The sequence below is a fragment of the Lysinibacillus sp. 2017 genome, from assembly GCF_003073375.1.
Lineage (GTDB): Bacteria > Bacillota > Bacilli > Bacillales_A > Planococcaceae > Solibacillus.
In genome coordinates this window covers 1405649-1421245 of sequence record NZ_CP029002.1, presented here as the reverse complement: position 1 = coordinate 1421245, position 15597 = coordinate 1405649, and the positions used below count along the sequence as shown (strand labels likewise).

General features: G+C 35.8%; 19 protein-coding genes. 5 read left to right on the top strand and 14 right to left on the bottom strand.

Features of this window, described 5'->3' with window-relative positions; all coding sequences use genetic code 11:
• The 5 genes from rbsC to DCE79_RS06520 are packed head-to-tail and all read right to left on the bottom strand — an operon-like array spanning window position 1 to window position 4686.
• The gene (gene rbsC / locus DCE79_RS06540) at window positions 1-936 is read right to left on the bottom strand and encodes a ribose ABC transporter permease (RefSeq protein ID WP_108712308.1); all 936 of its coding nucleotides are present in this window, start codon (window positions 934-936) and stop codon (window positions 1-3) included.
• Window positions 937-938: 2 nt separating this feature from the next.
• A complete protein-coding gene (locus DCE79_RS06535) occupies window positions 939-2420 on the bottom strand; it encodes a sugar ABC transporter ATP-binding protein (RefSeq protein WP_108712307.1) in 1482 nt (493 codons plus the stop codon).
• Between the two features lie 18 nt (window positions 2421-2438).
• A complete protein-coding gene (rbsD, locus tag DCE79_RS06530) occupies window positions 2439-2825 on the bottom strand; it encodes a D-ribose pyranase (RefSeq protein WP_108712306.1) in 387 nt (128 codons plus the stop codon).
• A gap of 4 nt (window positions 2826-2829) precedes the next feature.
• A complete protein-coding gene (gene rbsK / locus DCE79_RS06525) occupies window positions 2830-3705 on the bottom strand; it encodes a ribokinase (RefSeq protein WP_108712305.1) in 876 nt (291 codons plus the stop codon).
• Window positions 3706-3711: 6 nt separating this feature from the next.
• A complete protein-coding gene (locus tag DCE79_RS06520; RefSeq protein ID WP_108712304.1) occupies window positions 3712-4686 on the bottom strand; it encodes a LacI family DNA-binding transcriptional regulator in 975 nt (324 codons plus the stop codon).
• Window positions 4687-5032: 346 nt separating this feature from the next.
• Between DCE79_RS06520 and DCE79_RS18600 the strand changes: the two genes are divergently transcribed.
• Window positions 5033-5185 (top strand): hypothetical protein, encoded by a 153-nt coding sequence (locus DCE79_RS18600; protein WP_168214676.1) that lies wholly within the window; start codon window positions 5033-5035, stop codon window positions 5183-5185.
• Between the two features lie 92 nt (window positions 5186-5277).
• Here DCE79_RS18600 and DCE79_RS06515 read toward each other — a convergent pair whose 3' ends face one another.
• Window positions 5278-6957 (bottom strand): formate--tetrahydrofolate ligase, encoded by a 1680-nt coding sequence (locus DCE79_RS06515; RefSeq protein ID WP_108712303.1) that lies wholly within the window; start codon window positions 6955-6957, stop codon window positions 5278-5280.
• 189 nt (window positions 6958-7146) lie between these two features.
• Between DCE79_RS06515 and DCE79_RS06510 the strand changes: the two genes are divergently transcribed.
• Complete coding sequence (locus DCE79_RS06510; RefSeq protein ID WP_108712302.1) at window positions 7147-7347, top strand: cold-shock protein; 201 nt, start codon at window positions 7147-7149, stop codon at window positions 7345-7347.
• Window positions 7348-7412: 65 nt separating this feature from the next.
• On the opposite strand, the gene DCE79_RS06505 is transcribed toward DCE79_RS06510, so the two are convergent.
• From DCE79_RS06505 to DCE79_RS06485, 5 genes are all read right to left on the bottom strand, one after another.
• The gene (locus DCE79_RS06505; protein ID WP_108712301.1) at window positions 7413-7646 is read right to left on the bottom strand and encodes a hypothetical protein; all 234 of its coding nucleotides are present in this window, start codon (window positions 7644-7646) and stop codon (window positions 7413-7415) included.
• 44 nt (window positions 7647-7690) lie between these two features.
• Window positions 7691-8497, bottom strand: a complete 807-nt coding sequence (locus DCE79_RS06500; RefSeq protein ID WP_108712300.1) for a VOC family protein — start codon at window positions 8495-8497, stop codon at window positions 7691-7693.
• Complete coding sequence (locus tag DCE79_RS06495; protein ID WP_108712299.1) at window positions 8484-8981, bottom strand: YbaK/EbsC family protein; 498 nt, start codon at window positions 8979-8981, stop codon at window positions 8484-8486. Before DCE79_RS06495 ends, DCE79_RS06500 begins: the two co-directional genes overlap by 14 nt.
• An 83-nt stretch (window positions 8982-9064) precedes the next feature.
• Complete coding sequence (locus tag DCE79_RS06490) at window positions 9065-9727, bottom strand: phosphopantothenoylcysteine decarboxylase domain-containing protein (protein WP_108712298.1); 663 nt, start codon at window positions 9725-9727, stop codon at window positions 9065-9067.
• Window positions 9728-9750: 23 nt separating this feature from the next.
• Window positions 9751-10620, bottom strand: coding sequence for a LysR family transcriptional regulator (locus DCE79_RS06485; protein ID WP_108712297.1), 870 nt, complete (start codon window positions 10618-10620; stop codon window positions 9751-9753).
• Window positions 10621-10834: 214 nt separating this feature from the next.
• On the opposite strand from DCE79_RS06485, the gene DCE79_RS06480 reads away from it, so the two are divergent.
• On the top strand, window positions 10835-11737 hold the full coding sequence (locus DCE79_RS06480) for a DMT family transporter (protein ID WP_108712296.1): 903 nt from the start codon (window positions 10835-10837) through the stop codon (window positions 11735-11737).
• 222 nt (window positions 11738-11959) lie between these two features.
• Window positions 11960-12943 carry a YecA family protein gene (locus DCE79_RS06475; protein ID WP_108712295.1) on the top strand — a complete coding sequence of 328 codons (984 nt, stop codon included), beginning with the start codon at window positions 11960-11962 and terminating at the stop codon, window positions 12941-12943.
• Window positions 12944-13179: 236 nt separating this feature from the next.
• Here DCE79_RS06475 and DCE79_RS06470 read toward each other — a convergent pair whose 3' ends face one another.
• Entirely contained in the window at window positions 13180-13374 is a 195-nt protein-coding gene (locus DCE79_RS06470; protein ID WP_108712294.1) for a zinc-finger domain-containing protein, read from the bottom strand.
• A 109-nt stretch (window positions 13375-13483) separates the two neighbouring features.
• Between DCE79_RS06470 and DCE79_RS06465 the strand changes: the two genes are divergently transcribed.
• On the top strand, window positions 13484-13882 hold the full coding sequence (locus DCE79_RS06465) for a ribonuclease HI family protein (protein ID WP_108712293.1): 399 nt from the start codon (window positions 13484-13486) through the stop codon (window positions 13880-13882).
• 51 nt (window positions 13883-13933) lie between these two features.
• Here DCE79_RS06465 and DCE79_RS06460 read toward each other — a convergent pair whose 3' ends face one another.
• Both DCE79_RS06460 and DCE79_RS06455 read right to left on the bottom strand, forming a co-directional pair.
• Window positions 13934-15106 carry an MFS transporter gene (locus DCE79_RS06460; RefSeq protein ID WP_108712292.1) on the bottom strand — a complete coding sequence of 391 codons (1173 nt, stop codon included), beginning with the start codon at window positions 15104-15106 and terminating at the stop codon, window positions 13934-13936.
• 4 nt (window positions 15107-15110) lie between these two features.
• Complete coding sequence (locus DCE79_RS06455) at window positions 15111-15509, bottom strand: MarR family winged helix-turn-helix transcriptional regulator (RefSeq protein WP_108712291.1); 399 nt, start codon at window positions 15507-15509, stop codon at window positions 15111-15113.
• Between the last annotated feature and the right edge of the window lie 88 nt (window positions 15510-15597).

The following is a 15597-nucleotide window of genomic DNA, read 5'->3' as shown; positions in this document are numbered from 1 at the left end:
CTATGCTGTTTTTTTACGATCCATCAATACCGCTAATAAGATAACAATCCCTTTTACAACTTGTTGGAAGAATGATGAAACACCGATAAGTGTCATCCCGTTATTAAGTACCCCAATAATTAAAGCACCCACTAATGTACCGAAAATCCATCCTTTACCACCAGTTAAACTTGTACCACCTAATACTACTGCTGCGATAGCATCTAATTCATACGATTCACCTGCTGTAGGTTGTGCTGAGTTTAAACGTGATGTAATGATTAATGCAGAAATTGATGCTAATAAACCTGTAATTGCATAAACTGCAATTTTAATGCGATCTGGGTTAATACCTGATAATTTTGAAGCTTCTTCGTTGCCACCAACCGCATAAACACGACGTCCAAAAGTTGTTTTGTGTAAAATGAAATATAGAATAGCAAACGAAATAATCATTGTTACGACCGGTACTGGAATACCAAAGAAATAACCTTTACCGAACAGTTGGAATGAAAGAGAATCGCCTAAACCTGATACTGGACGACCATCTGTATAAACTAGAGTTAAGCCACGATAAATTGTCATTGTTGCTAATGTTGCGATGAATGGGGCCACTTTCCCTTTTGTAATGATGACACCATTAACAGCACCTAAAATCAACCCTAAAATAAGCGCTGCTAGCATTGCTAAAAGTGGATCTGTTCCTGAAGCAAGTAATGTTGCAACAACAGCTCCTGTCAAACCAAGAGTCGAACCAACAGATAAATCGATTCCTCCTGTTAAGATAACAAATGTCATACCGAATGCGATTAATGCACTAATTGATACTTGTCGTAATACGTTTAATAAGTTATTTACTGATAAAAAACTTGGATTTAAAATCGTTAAAATGACGATTAATAATAGTAAGCCGATAAACGGTCCAAGTTTGGCGATTAATTCTTTATTTTTAGCCATTTTTATTCCCCTCCTGTTGCATAATGCATGATGTTTTCTTGTGTCATATTGTCTTTTGACACCATGCCAGTTACTTTGCCTTCACGCATAACAAGTACACGGTCTGCCATACCGATTACTTCTGGCAATTCAGAGGAAATCATTAATATTGAAACCCCAGCTTCGGCTAAGTTATTCATAATTTGATAAATTTCTTTTTTCGCACCGATGTCAACACCACGCGTAGGCTCGTCTAAAATTAAAATTTCAGGTTTTGTGCCTAACCACTTGGCAATAACAACTTTTTGCTGGTTACCACCACTAAGTGATTTTGCAGCTAAATCGGCACTTGATGTACGAATACGTAATTGTTCAATGTATTCGCCTACCATTTTATTTTCAAGCTTAGGCTTAATAACGCCCGATTTTGAACCTTTTTCTAAGTTTGCTAACATGATGTTCTCTTTAATCGAGAAATCTAAGACAAGACCTTGTGTTTTACGGTCCTCTGTAACGAAACCAATTTTTTTCTTCATTGCTTCAATGGGTGAGTTGATTTTAACAGCTTGTCCATCAATGAATACTTCCCCATTTGACAGTTTGCGGTAACCGAATAATGCTTGAGCAACTTCTGTACGCCCTGCACCCATCAGACCTGCAACAGCTAATACCTCACCTTTGCGAATTTCAAACGATACATTATCAAATGCACCCTTTGCACATAAATCTTTCACTTGTAGCTTTACATCGCCGATAGTTGCATTACGTTCTGGGAATCGCTCACCTAGTTCGCGTCCAACCATCATTGATACAATTTCTTCAAATGAAGATTCTTTAATATTACGTACACCTACATACGTACCATCACGTAAAATCGTAATACGGTCACAAATCGCAAAAATTTCTTCCATTCGGTGAGAAATATACACAAATGAAATTCCTTTTTCCTTTAATTCATTTACAGTTACAAAAAGTGTTTCGATTTCTCGGTCAGTTAACGCAGCTGTTGGCTCATCCATAACGATATACTTTGCATCTGATGCAATCGCTTTAGCAATTTCAATAATTTGCTGTTTTCCCACTGATAAATCTCCAGCACGTGTGCGTGGATCAATATTTAAACCTAATCTCGCTAACAGTGCTTTAGCTTCTTCGTGCATTTCTTTTTTCTTTAAAATACCGAATAAGCCATATGTTTTCTCTTTCCCTAAAAACAAATTTTCGGTCACTGTTAAATCTGGTAAGATATTTAGTTCCTGGTGAATTACCGCAATTCCTAAAGCTTCTGCTTCTTGTGGCGAGTTAAAATGAACTTCCCGACCATCTACTTTAATGACACCTTCATCACGCTTGTATATACCTGTTAAAATCTTCATCATTGTTGATTTACCAGCACCATTTTCACCCATCAAAGCGTGAATTTCACCTGGTTTTAATTCAAATGACACGTTATTTAAAACGACGTTACCACTAAACGCTTTTGAAATCCCTGACATTTCAATCATGTTGCCCACCTGCCCTTACTAGAAAATAACGCCGCTTTGTAAAATAATGTTGGCGTAAGGTGTTGTTTCACCTGTTCGAATAATAACTTTTGCACTTTTTGTTAATTGCTTAAATTGCTCATGTGATACATAGCTCGCTGCTAACTTCTCTGAAACAACGGTATGCACAGCTACATTTTGTTCTTTAATTTCTTCTGCTAAAACTGCTGATTCCACAACTAAATCATCCAGCACAACATTTAAAATCGTTAAAAACGATGGTTCACCTAATTTATAGGCTAAATCAATACATGGTACACCCTCTGGAATCGGTAAACCGCAATCTGCGATAACGATTTGATCAGTATGTCCAAGCTTAGCAAAAATACCTGCCAATTCGCGATTTAAAATTCCATGCTTCTTCATACAATCATTCTCCCTTAATTCTTGCATTTACTGCTTCTAATGTCGGCATGCCGCCTTGTGCTCCAAACTTTTCTACCGATAACGAACCTGCAATATTCGCAAAATGAACCGCATCTTCAATAGAAGCACCTTCACAAATTTTATGCGCAAATGCACCATTAAAAGTATCACCAGCACCAGTTGTATCAACAGCAGTTGTTTTATAACATGGCAATTTCACAATTTTTTCGCCGTTATGATACATCGCACCATCTTCACCCAATGTTACGATGAGTTTGTTCGGATATTTTGCTAAAGATGTTTCTACTTCTTCATTGAAAATAAATGCACATTCTGTTTCATTAGGTGTCGCATAAGCAATTTTATCCATCCACTCAGGTTTGAAATTTCGCGCTGGCGCAGGATTTAATAACACGGGAACACCATGTTTTTTACAAATTGCCATTGTATGCTCAACTGTTTCTACAGGAATTTCTAATTGCATCACAACAAGCTTCGAATTTTTTAAAACATCTTCATGTTTGTCCACCATTTCTGGTGTTACCTCAAAATTTGCACCTGGTACAACGATAATACGGTTATCTTGTTCAAATAAAGTGATGTTGGCAATGCCTGTATTTGTTTCAACAGTAGCAACTGTATTTGTCTCAATTGTTTCATCTTGTAATGTTTTTAAAAGTGCTGGACCAAAGCTATCTTGTCCTACTGCTCCAATCATTGTTACCGCGCTACCTAAGCGAGCTGCTGCAACTGCTTGATTGGCACCTTTTCCACCAGGAATCGTTTCAAATCTTTGTCCCAATACGGTTTCACCTTGCTTAGGAAACACGTCCGTTTGACAAACGATGTCCATATTAATACTTCCTACTACTGTAATCACCAGCATCTACTCCTTTGTTGTCTCACGTATAATTAAGCTTGGTTCAATGGTAATATGCTTTTGCTTTAACGTTTCGCCATTAATTTGCTGAACGAGCATTTTCGTCGCGGCTTCACCAAGTGCATAAATATTTTGTGCTACTGTTGTCAATCCTGGTGTCACGATTTCACCGATTGCAATTCCATCAAATCCAACAATTTGTAGCTCTTCAGGAACTCGAATGCCTAATTTATGCGCTGCCTTTAAAACGCCCATTGCGATCATATCACTACTAGCAAAAACACCATCAATTGTTGGATACTTTGTCAAAGCTTCTCTTGTAATCTTTTCAGCTTCTAAAAAATCAAACGGGCTTTCAAAAATGTGCGTTTTAATATTTTTCTCCATTGTTGCCTTTTGAAAACCCGCCAAACGTTGTTGCACTGGCTTTAAGTTTTTAGGTCCACTTAAAAATGCTACTTCTTTTATATGTCGCTCTATTAAATAATGAGTGGCCATTTCTGCACCTAGTTGATTTTCCGAAGTTACAGAAGGTAAATCAATTTCTAATAAACGGTCGAGTAACACAATTGGAACATTTAGTTTACGATATTGTTCAACCGGTAATTGATTTGTAGCTATAATGAACCCTGCGATATATTTTTGCTGCAATGTTTCAATATATTGCAGTTCTTTTTCAGCATTCTCGTCAGAGTTACACAATATAACGGTATAGCCTTCTTTTAATGCCGTGTCTTCGATTGCACGTGCTAATTCAGGGAAGAATGGGTTCGATATGTCTGGCACGATTAAGCCAATTATGTGCAATTGTTTCGTTGATAATGAGCGAGCAATTTGATTCGGCTTGTAATCTAACTCGTTAATCGCCTTTTCAATTGCTAGATTGGATTTTGAACTGACGTAACCATTTTTATTTAAATATCTCGAAACGGTTGCAACAGAAACATCTGCTAATTTTGCAACATCTTTTATCGTAGCCATATTGTTCTCCCTTTAGCAAAATATGTAACCGATTACATATTGGCACAAAAAAAATATATAAAGATTTAAAGCGTATTGTGTAACCGATTACACATAATATAAGGCATACTTTTAGGTCACGTCAACCCTTTTTTCACATATAGTACACGTTATTTGTAGTGATTAGTATGACACATTAAAAAGAAAAAATTTTCGATTTAATCAGTAAATTAAATGCCACTATTTCCTTTTCCAACAAATGGTTTTATTTACTTTTGTCAGAATTGTGAACAAATTCATTGAAGTATACAGAAAAATAACATATAATAGTTTCAAGGACACACAAAACAGATAAAGGAGTGTTTTTATGCAAAGAACATTAAATTCAACTACGTACGTAATGAAAGATCGTGAAAAGAAAGCACTACTAGTTATTAGTCCAATTATTATTGGATCTATTGCTTATGGTGCTAGTATCGGCTTTATGGTGTTAAATCATATGCTTCAAATTATGTTCTAAGGATTTTGATTAAATTGTATAAATTTTCTCCAAATTAAAAAAACGTATTCGAAAAAACATCGAATACGTTTCTTTTTTATTTATTTCCATCATTAGAATAATCCAACAGCACTACCATCTTCTGCTACATCCATGCGTAAAGCTGCTGGTTGTTTTGGTAATCCTGGCATTGTCATAATATCCCCAGTTAAACATACTAAGAAACCTGCCCCTAATTTCGGGATAATTTCTCGAATTGTTACTGTAAAGTCTGTTGGGCGACCAAGTAGACTTGGTTGATCTGATAATGAATACTGTGTTTTCGCCATACAAATCGGTAAGTGATCCCAGCCATTTTTTTCGATTGTTGCTAATTGTTTTTTAGCAGTATCTGTAAACTGTACACCTTTTCCGCCATATACTTGTTGCACAATTTTAGTTAGCTTCTGTTCAACCGTTTCTTGTAATTCATATAAATGATGGAAATTATTTGGCTCTTGAATGACTTCTAGCACTTGTTTCGCTAATTCAATGCCACCTTTTCCGCCTTCTTCCCAAACATTCGTACGAGCAATACGCACATCATTTTCCTTCGCCCAATTTAACACAACTTCTAGTTCTGCTTCTGTATCTGTGATGAAACGATTTAAAGCAACTACAGGTTGTAAACCGAAATTACGAACATTGGCAATATGTTGCGCTAAGTTTTGGATGCCCACTTTTAACGCTTCGACATTTTCTTGAACTAAGTCGGTTTTTGCAACACCACCATGCATTTTTAATGCGCGAATTGTCGCAACTACAACGACAGCACTTGGTTTAAAGCCAGCTTCACGTGCCTTAATATTTAAAAACTTCTCTGCACCTAAATCTGATCCGAATCCCGCTTCTGTTACAACGATATCCGCTAGCTTACGTGCCGTTTGCGTAGCGATGATTGAATTACAACCATGTGCAATGTTCGCGAAGGGACCTCCATGTATTATTGAGGGTGTTCCTTCAATTGTTTGAACTAAGTTAGGATTTAACGCCTCTTTTAATAAAAGTGTTAAAGACCCTTCCACCTTTAAATCACCAACAGTAACTGGCTCACGGTCATATGTATAACCGATTACAATACGTGCTAGGCGCTGTTTTAAGTCTTGAATATTTGTTGCTAAGCAGAATATCGCCATAATTTCTGATGCAACGGTAATGTCAAAGCCATCCTCACGCGGAACCCCTTGTAATGGGCCACCTAACCCTACTATTACGTGACGTAATGCACGGTCATTTAAATCTAAAACGCGCTTCCAAATAATACGGCGTGGATCAATATTTAATGCATTTCCTTGATGAATATGGTTGTCGATTAATGCTGATAAAGCATTATTCGCCGTAGTAATCGCATGAAAATCACCATTGAAATGTAAATTGATTTGCTCCATTGGCAGCACTTGTGCATAACCGCCACCTGTTGCGCCTCCTTTAACACCCATAACTGGTCCTAATGAAGGTTCACGTAAAGCAACCATAACACGCTGATCTAATTGATTTAACGCATCGGCTAAACCTACAGTTACCGTCGATTTCCCTTCCCCTGCTGGTGTTGGGCTAATCGCAGTCACAAGTACTACTTTAGCATTTGCTGCACCTGTTACTTTACTTGTGTCGATTTTTGCTTTATATCGACCGTACTGTTCCACTGCATCTAGTGGAATTCCTGCATTTTCTGCAATTTCGATTATAGGTCTCATCGTTGCATTTTTCGCGATTTCAATATCTGATAGTGGCTTTTTTGTTGTAGTCGTCATGTATAAACCCTGCTTTCTGAAGTAGTCTTATTTATTATAGTCTGTTTTGTTTGAATTCATAAATAAAAACCCATACGCAAATCGACAAATTATTGACATGCAACGCAGAATTATTATATAGTTTATTCGTAATATTCTGTATTTTAGTGATTCATCAATTATTTTTGACAGTATCGGAGGAGAAAGCGGATGCACCAAGGCACTGTAAAATGGTTTGATAATGAAAAAGGTTACGGATTTATAGAATGTGAGAATGGTGAAGATGTTTTTGTACACTTTACTGGCATACAAATAGAGGGGTTTCGTTCACTTGATGAAGGACAAGCCGTGGAATTTGATATCGTAGACGGCATTCGAGGTGCACAAGCTGCGAATGTTTACAAAAAATAAATAGCGCAGCCCTCTTCAAGCAAAATTTCGCTTTAATGGGCTGCTTTTTTTTATTTAGTGTTTCTCTATTTCTCTACAATCATATAATCTTTTTTACTTGTTTTGTCACTTAAAGTTGACATTACATTCGTAATAGAACCAATATAATGTGCAGGTTCTTCATTACCTTCTTCATACACATAAATATTATAATCTGTACGATTTGCTTTTTTAATAAGTACGTTACCAGTATTTGTCGTAAAGCCAATAAATTCGTTGTTATTTAATGCTTGTAGTGCCTGTTGTTTTGTTAATGTCATAGTAATACTCCTTTAAATACGCCAATTTCGATAAGGGTGTAAATTTATTTTGTTGTCACTTCATAAAATCCCCCATCGCAGTTAATTCCTTTTTGCTCGTTGCCACCTGATAGTACAATTTTCCGAATGCTGTAGCCATGTTCTAACATGTCATCCCAAACTGGTCCTTCGCCTAAAGGACGATAAAATTTGAGACGAGCATTTGGTAAGATGATTGATGCAATTTCAGAATTCGTTTCCGAGTCTACTTTCATTTCGACTTGTGCTTCACAAAGTTTAGCGAATTGTTCTACCTGTTTAAAATTTGGTACAACGAAATGAATCGAATCAATTGTTACATCACCTAAAGGATGTGGCGCTATAATCCCGCGATTTGTATTTTCTTCACGTCTTAAATCATCATCCAGCTCCCACTGAATAAAAAATGGAAAATCTATTTTCGTATTCGGATAACCGATATGTAGTAATTTCCAGCTTACAGTAGAACCGTCTTCACGCGTTCTAAAACAAGAGGTTGGACCAACAACGTCAAAGCCTGCTTCACTAAATTTTTGTGCATCTTCTTCAATCGTTGTCGTACGAATGGCAAAACGTGTGAAACCGTTTTTTCGATTCACTTTTTGGTAGCTTTCATGCAATGTGTATTTTTTATTCGCTGCTTGTTGAAATAAGTCTTCGTCAAAAATCCCTATAAGCTCGATGTAACTCAAATCAAAATAACTCAGTGCATTGTAAGTTCCCCAGTCTTCATGCTGTCCACCGTTTACAACATGTAACCCCTCTTTTTTTAGCTGTTCCAGTGTGTGTTCTGGTTGATCGACAAAATGGACAAGATGATCAAACTGATACATGTTCGCTCTCCCCTTCATTCCATGCTTTACAAACATCTACCCATTGTTTAGCATTTGAAAATTGTTCAAGTTCCTTACACGTTAATTCAATCGCAGAGTTGGCACTGCCGCAAGCGGGAAAAATGGTATCAAATCGCTTTAATGACTCATCTAAGTAAATGGGTAAATCGTTTTCTAAGCCAAAAGGACAAACACCGCCCACTGGATGACCCGTTTGTTCTAAAACGTATTGTGCATCAAGCATTTTCGCCTTTACATCAAATTGTTGTTTGAACTTTGCATTATCAATTTTCGCATCACCCGCAGCTACCACTAAAAATGCTTGCTCTTTTCCTTGAAACGATAACGTTTTCGCAATTCGTGCAGGTATGACATTTAACACCGCTGCTGCTTCTGCAACCGTTGCACTGCTACGTTCATATTGTAATACATCTTTTTCTCGACCAAATTGTTCAAAATGCTGAAGTACTCTTTGTAATGACATTTAAAACGCTCCTTTTATATAGAAAGAATATTCAAATTATATCATCACATTGAATTTCAGCACAGTCTATTTGATGCGAACAATTATTGAAATATATCAATTAATGCCGTAGCAGCTGCTTGTTTACCATCAACTTTTACAATTTCACCGGTATTTGAAACAATATAATGCGGTTCCATTGCGCCATATAAAGATTTCGAGCTATTGGCTACCATGAAATCTGCTTGTGCTGCTTTCATACGTAATGTCGCACGGTCGATTAAATATTGTTCATCTTCCGTCGCTTCTAATTTAAAACCAACTAAAGTTAAATTCGGGTTCCAATTTTTAATTTGCGCTAATATTTTCGGTGCTTTTTTAAAATGGATGATTGGTGGTTCATCAGATGGCATTTTCCCTTTTTCTGTTAGCTCATTGCCAGCTTGATCAAATACTTTGTCAACTAGCCAGTCTGAGCCGGCAACTGCCATAATGCAATAATCGACTTTTTTATTTTGAACAATTACTTTTAATCGCTCCCCTAAATCTTCAATCCCTTCAAATCGCACTAATTGCATGTTTTCTTTGTGTTCTGGTAATTGCGCGAAATAGCCGTGCATGTATATGACATTTGCTCCTTTTTCTAAAGCAGCCTCAGCCAAATAGCAGCCCATCGTTCCTTTCGATAAGTTCGTATGTCCGCGCACATTATCCCATTTTTCAAATGTACCTCCACTTGTGATAACGATTGTTTTACCTTTTAACATTTTAAAAACCCCTTAACTAATTATTACTCTGCCACACCTAACCATTGTTTTAATATTTCCACGAATTTTTGTGCTGCTGGCGATAATTTTTGTTTTGTTGAAAGACCAATTGTACGGAAGCTTTCTTGTTTTAATGGTAATGCCTTTAAATTTCCAGGTAACTCTGAGACGGCAAGCTCTGGTAAAATGCTAATACCGATATCATGTTTAACCATCGAAATTATTCCTTTTTCATCATACAATTGAAAACGAATATTCGGACGTAAATTATGTTTTTCAAATGCTATGATGACATCATTTGTTCCTTTATAAGAAAGTAAAATAAACGGCAAATCTTTTATATCGAAAAGATCGATTTCATCCTTATGATATAGTGAACTTTGTGATGATACAATACATAACAATGGATCCCGTTTTAGTGGTATAAAGTCAAACTGTTTGGAACTTGTCTGATTTAAAAAACCGCAATCCACTTCTCCATTCAATAACCATTGTTCAATTTCATAATAATCGCCTTCATGGAGCTCGACATGAATGCCTGGGTATTGTGAATCCATCATATGAATAATTTCTGGCATCCAATGCGTTGAGATTGTAGAAATTAAACCAATTCGCACTGTCCCTTTGGCAACCCCTAAAATTTTTGCTGCTTGTTGTCGTAAATGCTCTTCTGCAAATAATACCTTGCGCATTTCAATGAGCATTGTATGGCCATCCTCAGTTAATGTGACACCTGTTCGATTGCGATGAATAAGATTAAAACCAAATTCCTTTTCCATACTTGAAATTGCGTGACTAACTGCAGATTGTGTTAACCCCAGTATTTGAGCCGCTTTTGTAAAACTTTGTACTTCCGCCACTTTACTTAAAATTTCGTATTTAACTAAACTCAATATAATTCACCTCAAATTGTAAATCTAAACATGAATTTTTTTCATACTAACCATTATAAACATTCGTTTTACTAATCACAATGTACAGTTTATATTGTTTTATAACAGAAAATACATTAGGAGGATGCCTCCTAAAATAACAGCATTACTGAAACGATACATAAATAATACTACTGTTATAGGAAATCAATTTTTGAGGAATGTGGTGACATCTTTGAGTTTACAAGGAAAAGCAAATTTATTAATGGTTATTGTTACAATGTTTTGGGGGCTTTCTTATACATTTATGGTCATGGGTTTAGAAGTTTTAGAAGCCTATAATGTTGTTGCATTACGATGCTTAATCGCCTTTGTTATTGCGGGGTTAATCTTTTTACCGAAGATGTTACGTGTTTCTAAAAAAACAATTGCATACGCAGCTATACAGGGTGCACTATTATTCGCAGTTTTTGCCCTTTCATTATTTGGTTTAAAAACTACCTCTGCAGGTAATGCGGGCTTTATCTTAAGTTTAACAGTGGTTTTAGTACCAATTTTCACAAGTTTCCTTGAAAGACGATTGCCTTCACGTGCTGTGAGTTTTGCAATTTTCTGTACGATGATTGGTATTACAGTGCTGACATTGAAAGAATCATTAGCTTTCCAAACAGGGGATATTTTAATTGCGATTGCAGCTGTATGTTATTCTATCTACTTGATTTTAAATAGTAAGTTTACCAAAAATGTTGAATCGATTTCTTATGGTGTATATCAGTTAGGTTTTGCAGGTGTTCTAGGTGCCTTATTAACACTAATTTTTGAAACACCACAGATCCCAACTAACTCTTTAGGCTGGGGCGCTGTTTTGGGATTAGGAATTATTTGTACTGCATTTTGCTTCATTGCACAGGCTGTTGTACAACAATATACTTCTCCTACACATACAGGATTAATTTTCTCACTTGAACCGATTTTTGCAGCGCTTTTCGCAATGATGTTCTTAGGAGAAGTCCTTACCATACAACTATTATTCGGTGGTGCATTTATTTTAATTGGAAATTTTGTTGCACAGATCGAGCAATTTAAATCTACTAAAAAAGCACCTGCAGCATTACAATCCAAAGTTTCATCACATTAATTTAAGAAGACATAGCTATCTTTTGGCTATGTCTTTTTTCATTACATAATTTAAATTTACATTCTAAAACTATCTTTCATTTCATATACTATAAAACAAAACTATTTTCAGATAGTTCGAAAAAGATAATTAGTTTTCATAATAACATTCTGACGTTATTATAAAGTATAGCAATACTTGCACGACAAGTATTTATCAAGTTGTATTAAAGGAAGTGTTACAATGGTTGGACGTAATGACCTATGCCCATGTGGTAGCGGAAAAAAATATAAGAAGTGTTGTGAAGGTAAAGACCAAACAACGACTTTAACAGTGTTCCATGAAGAAATTGAAAATGTACTACAAACTTTCTACAGTAATTATCCTGAAAGAAAAGACATTCGTGAGTTTATCGAATTAGTACAAGCATGGGCACCAAAACTAGAATCAAAATTACAAAAGGAATTAGTAGAAGCAGTTGCATTAGATGAATTTTTCTTCCATAAGCGCCCAGAAATTTGGACAAATTTCTTAGCAAAAATGTCGAAGAAAATGGTTCGCCCATCGATGATCGAGCTTTTAAAAACTTGGGAAAAACCAATATTCTTTATCGGTACAGTTGAATCCGTTGAAAACGAATACTTCACCGCGATTTCAGCATTGGATGGACAAGCTTATAACATTCAACGTGAAAGTCCAAAACCGATTCCATTAGGTATGCGCGTATTTGCATTCCTTTTACCAGATGGCTCTCAAAAAGCAAATCATGTGTTAGCGGTATCTACACTAATTTTCTTCCACAAAGAACATGCAATTTCATTTGAAGAATTTACTACTGCTTATAAAGCAAGTGGCTTATCTTTAGAAAAATTCACAAAAGAAAACCACCTATTATTATGGGAAGGTTTAGTGGAAAATGGATATAAAGGTGAAGAATTCACACCATTCGAACAAGAAGTTGTTGAACAATTAAAAGCGTTTATGCAAACAAAAGCAATTGATAATGAAAACTTCATTGCGATTGTTGAAGATTATTTAATTGAAAAACAACCGTCTGCTCGTAAAGCTGGTGCAATCGCTGCTGGTGCAATACGCTTCGGTCAAGACAATGATTTATTAGGTCAAAAATTTACGGTGAAAGATATCGCGGATAGCTTCGGCGTATCCTCTTCATCATTAAACAAATATCATCAAGAATTAACTGCTTTCTATCAAGAAAAAAACTAAACACTAAAAAGCTGTTGCCTGTTAGATACATCTAACGGACAACAGCTTTTTTAACATAACAAAAGACTCCTTGAAAACAAAATGGCAGTATGTTTTCAAGGAGTCTTTTTACCTTAGGATAAAAGGATTTAGAAAGAAGAAATCTCCAACGGATAATCCGTTGGAAGACAAAAACAAATACTTAATAAGTGCATCAAAAAAGTATTATTAGTCAAGAGTAATATATTGGGATTACATTATAGTTTTTCATAAACTTTCATCATTTCTTGACCTAAAAACTGAAGTTGTTCTCCTACAGTGCATTGTTCTATACAAAAGCGATGTGCCCCTTGCTTCCCTCTTGTTTTTCGAAGGTCACGAATGACAAGGCAATCTGTACAGTACGTATCCGTTAATTCATCAATATCTTTCATAACATCAACTTTATTCATCATCTGTGCCTCCTTTCATGCATTTTTTATTGTACTCTATTTCTTTATTTTCTCCAACTATTGTCTTGTTTGTTATACTAATAATATGACCTTGTAAAGGAGCAAATACATGTTAGAAATATACATTGACGGTGCAAGTGCAGGTAATCCCGGTCCTAGTGGTATTGGACTGTTTTTAAAAGGAGAAGGCGTTCATCTAAAAATAAGCGAACCAATCGGCCTTACCAATAACCATCAAGCTGAATTCATTGCACTTGTTCGCGGGTTAGAAGAAGCGAAAAAAACGGGTTCAACTTTCATCTCCGTTCGCTCAGACTCCAAAATAGTCGTTAGCTCGATTGAAAAAAATTACGTGAAAAATGAAGAATTCAAACCCTATTTACAGCATGCTCAACAGTTAATAGAGGAATTCGAGTTATTCTTTATAAAATGGATTCCTGATAAAGAAAACAAAGCAGCAGATGCCCTCGCACGTGCAGCCATTTTAAAAAATAACCACGCTGAATAATGAAAACGATTCATCTACCAAAAATTTTGGTAAATGAATCGCTTTTTATGCTTAATTTGATCGTTTTCTTGCAAAGAATACCATATAAAGGATAAATACACCCGCTAATATAAGAGCTGAAATCATATAGACAGATTCATAGCTCAATTTTACCGCGATAATTCCTAGAAGATACGATCCTAAAGCTATACCAATATCAAATAAGGTAAAATAGGTCGCAGTTGCATAACCACTTCGTTTTGGAGATGCTGCTTGAATACATAATGATTGGAAACTTGTCGTAAGTGTCCCGTAACCCGCGCCGATGAAAATAGCTGACACTAAAAACAACCACATTCCGTTTGCACTTGCCAACATGATTAAGCCAATTGCAAACAAGAAAAACGATGGAATAATAATAAATTTAGGTCCTATTGTATCATAGATTTTACCTGTCAACGGGCGAATACTAATCATCGCCACTGCAAATACGGCATAAAAATAACTCGCTACACTTAACAAATCCTTTTGTTCGGCATATAACGATAAGAAAGAAAGCACACTTGAATAGGAAAATGCGATTAAACAAGCTAACAAAGCAATCGGTATGGCTTTTCGTTCAAATAAATCGTCAAATGAAAACTTAAAGTTACGATTCGTCGTTTCTGGCTGCGGTAAATCATTTGTATTAACAGATAAAGCGAATAGCCCACCTATTAAAACAACGGCTGACAGTACGATAAATAATGCATTAAAGCTTGCATATTGAATAACAAGTAAACCGATAAACGGACCCATTACAACAGCTAAATTTGTAGACATAGTAAAATAACCCAGTCCAGTCCCTTTACGATTAGCAGGTACGATATCAGCAGCTAAAGAACCCGATGCTGTTGTAGCAATACTAAACCAAATCCCTTGGAAAAAGCGTAATACGAGTAAAATCGCAAACGGTTTAAAGAATAAATATAAAATCGTACATAGTAAATAAAATACTATACTGATGATTAATAATCTTTTCTTACCGTATAAATCTAATAATTTCCCACTGAATGGTCGCATAATAATGGCTGAAAGTAAAAACATTGTAACTAGTAAGCCTGATTCATCATCTGAGCGTCCAAGTTCACCTATTGCATAAAGCGGTAATGTTGTCACTAAGCCATAAAATACAAAGAACACAGCCATATTCGTGAAAAATAAACTTATAAAACGCTTTGTAAATATTTTATTTTGTTGTTCCATCAAATCAACCCTTCATTTTTTTCAATAAATGAATTAAGAGCTGTTGATCTTCGTTATTCAAATTCTGAATCATTTGCTGCTCAAACGCTAAAACAGATGCTTCCACTGTTGGAAACTGCTCGTTTGCATAGGGAGTTAGTGTGATAATCTTTTCACGCTTATCAATTCCTTGCTGCCGTTCAACCCAACCTAATACCTCTAAGCGAGAAACTGTTCTTGTAATCGTCGGTGCCTCTACATTCAAATATTTCCATATCGATGTTAATGACATCGGACCATTTTCGTGCAGTAAAAAAAGAATGGTCCATTGCGAGTTAAATAATCCATGATTCTTTAATACATCATTTAGTTGATTAACTAAATATCGGTTTTGTTGAAATAAAATGTGAAATAACGGGTTCATAACATTCGCTCCTAATTTTATTTACCTAGTTAAATAAATTTCTTTTTTATTCTACGCCTGTCCCGCATCGTTGTAAAGGGGAATTTAT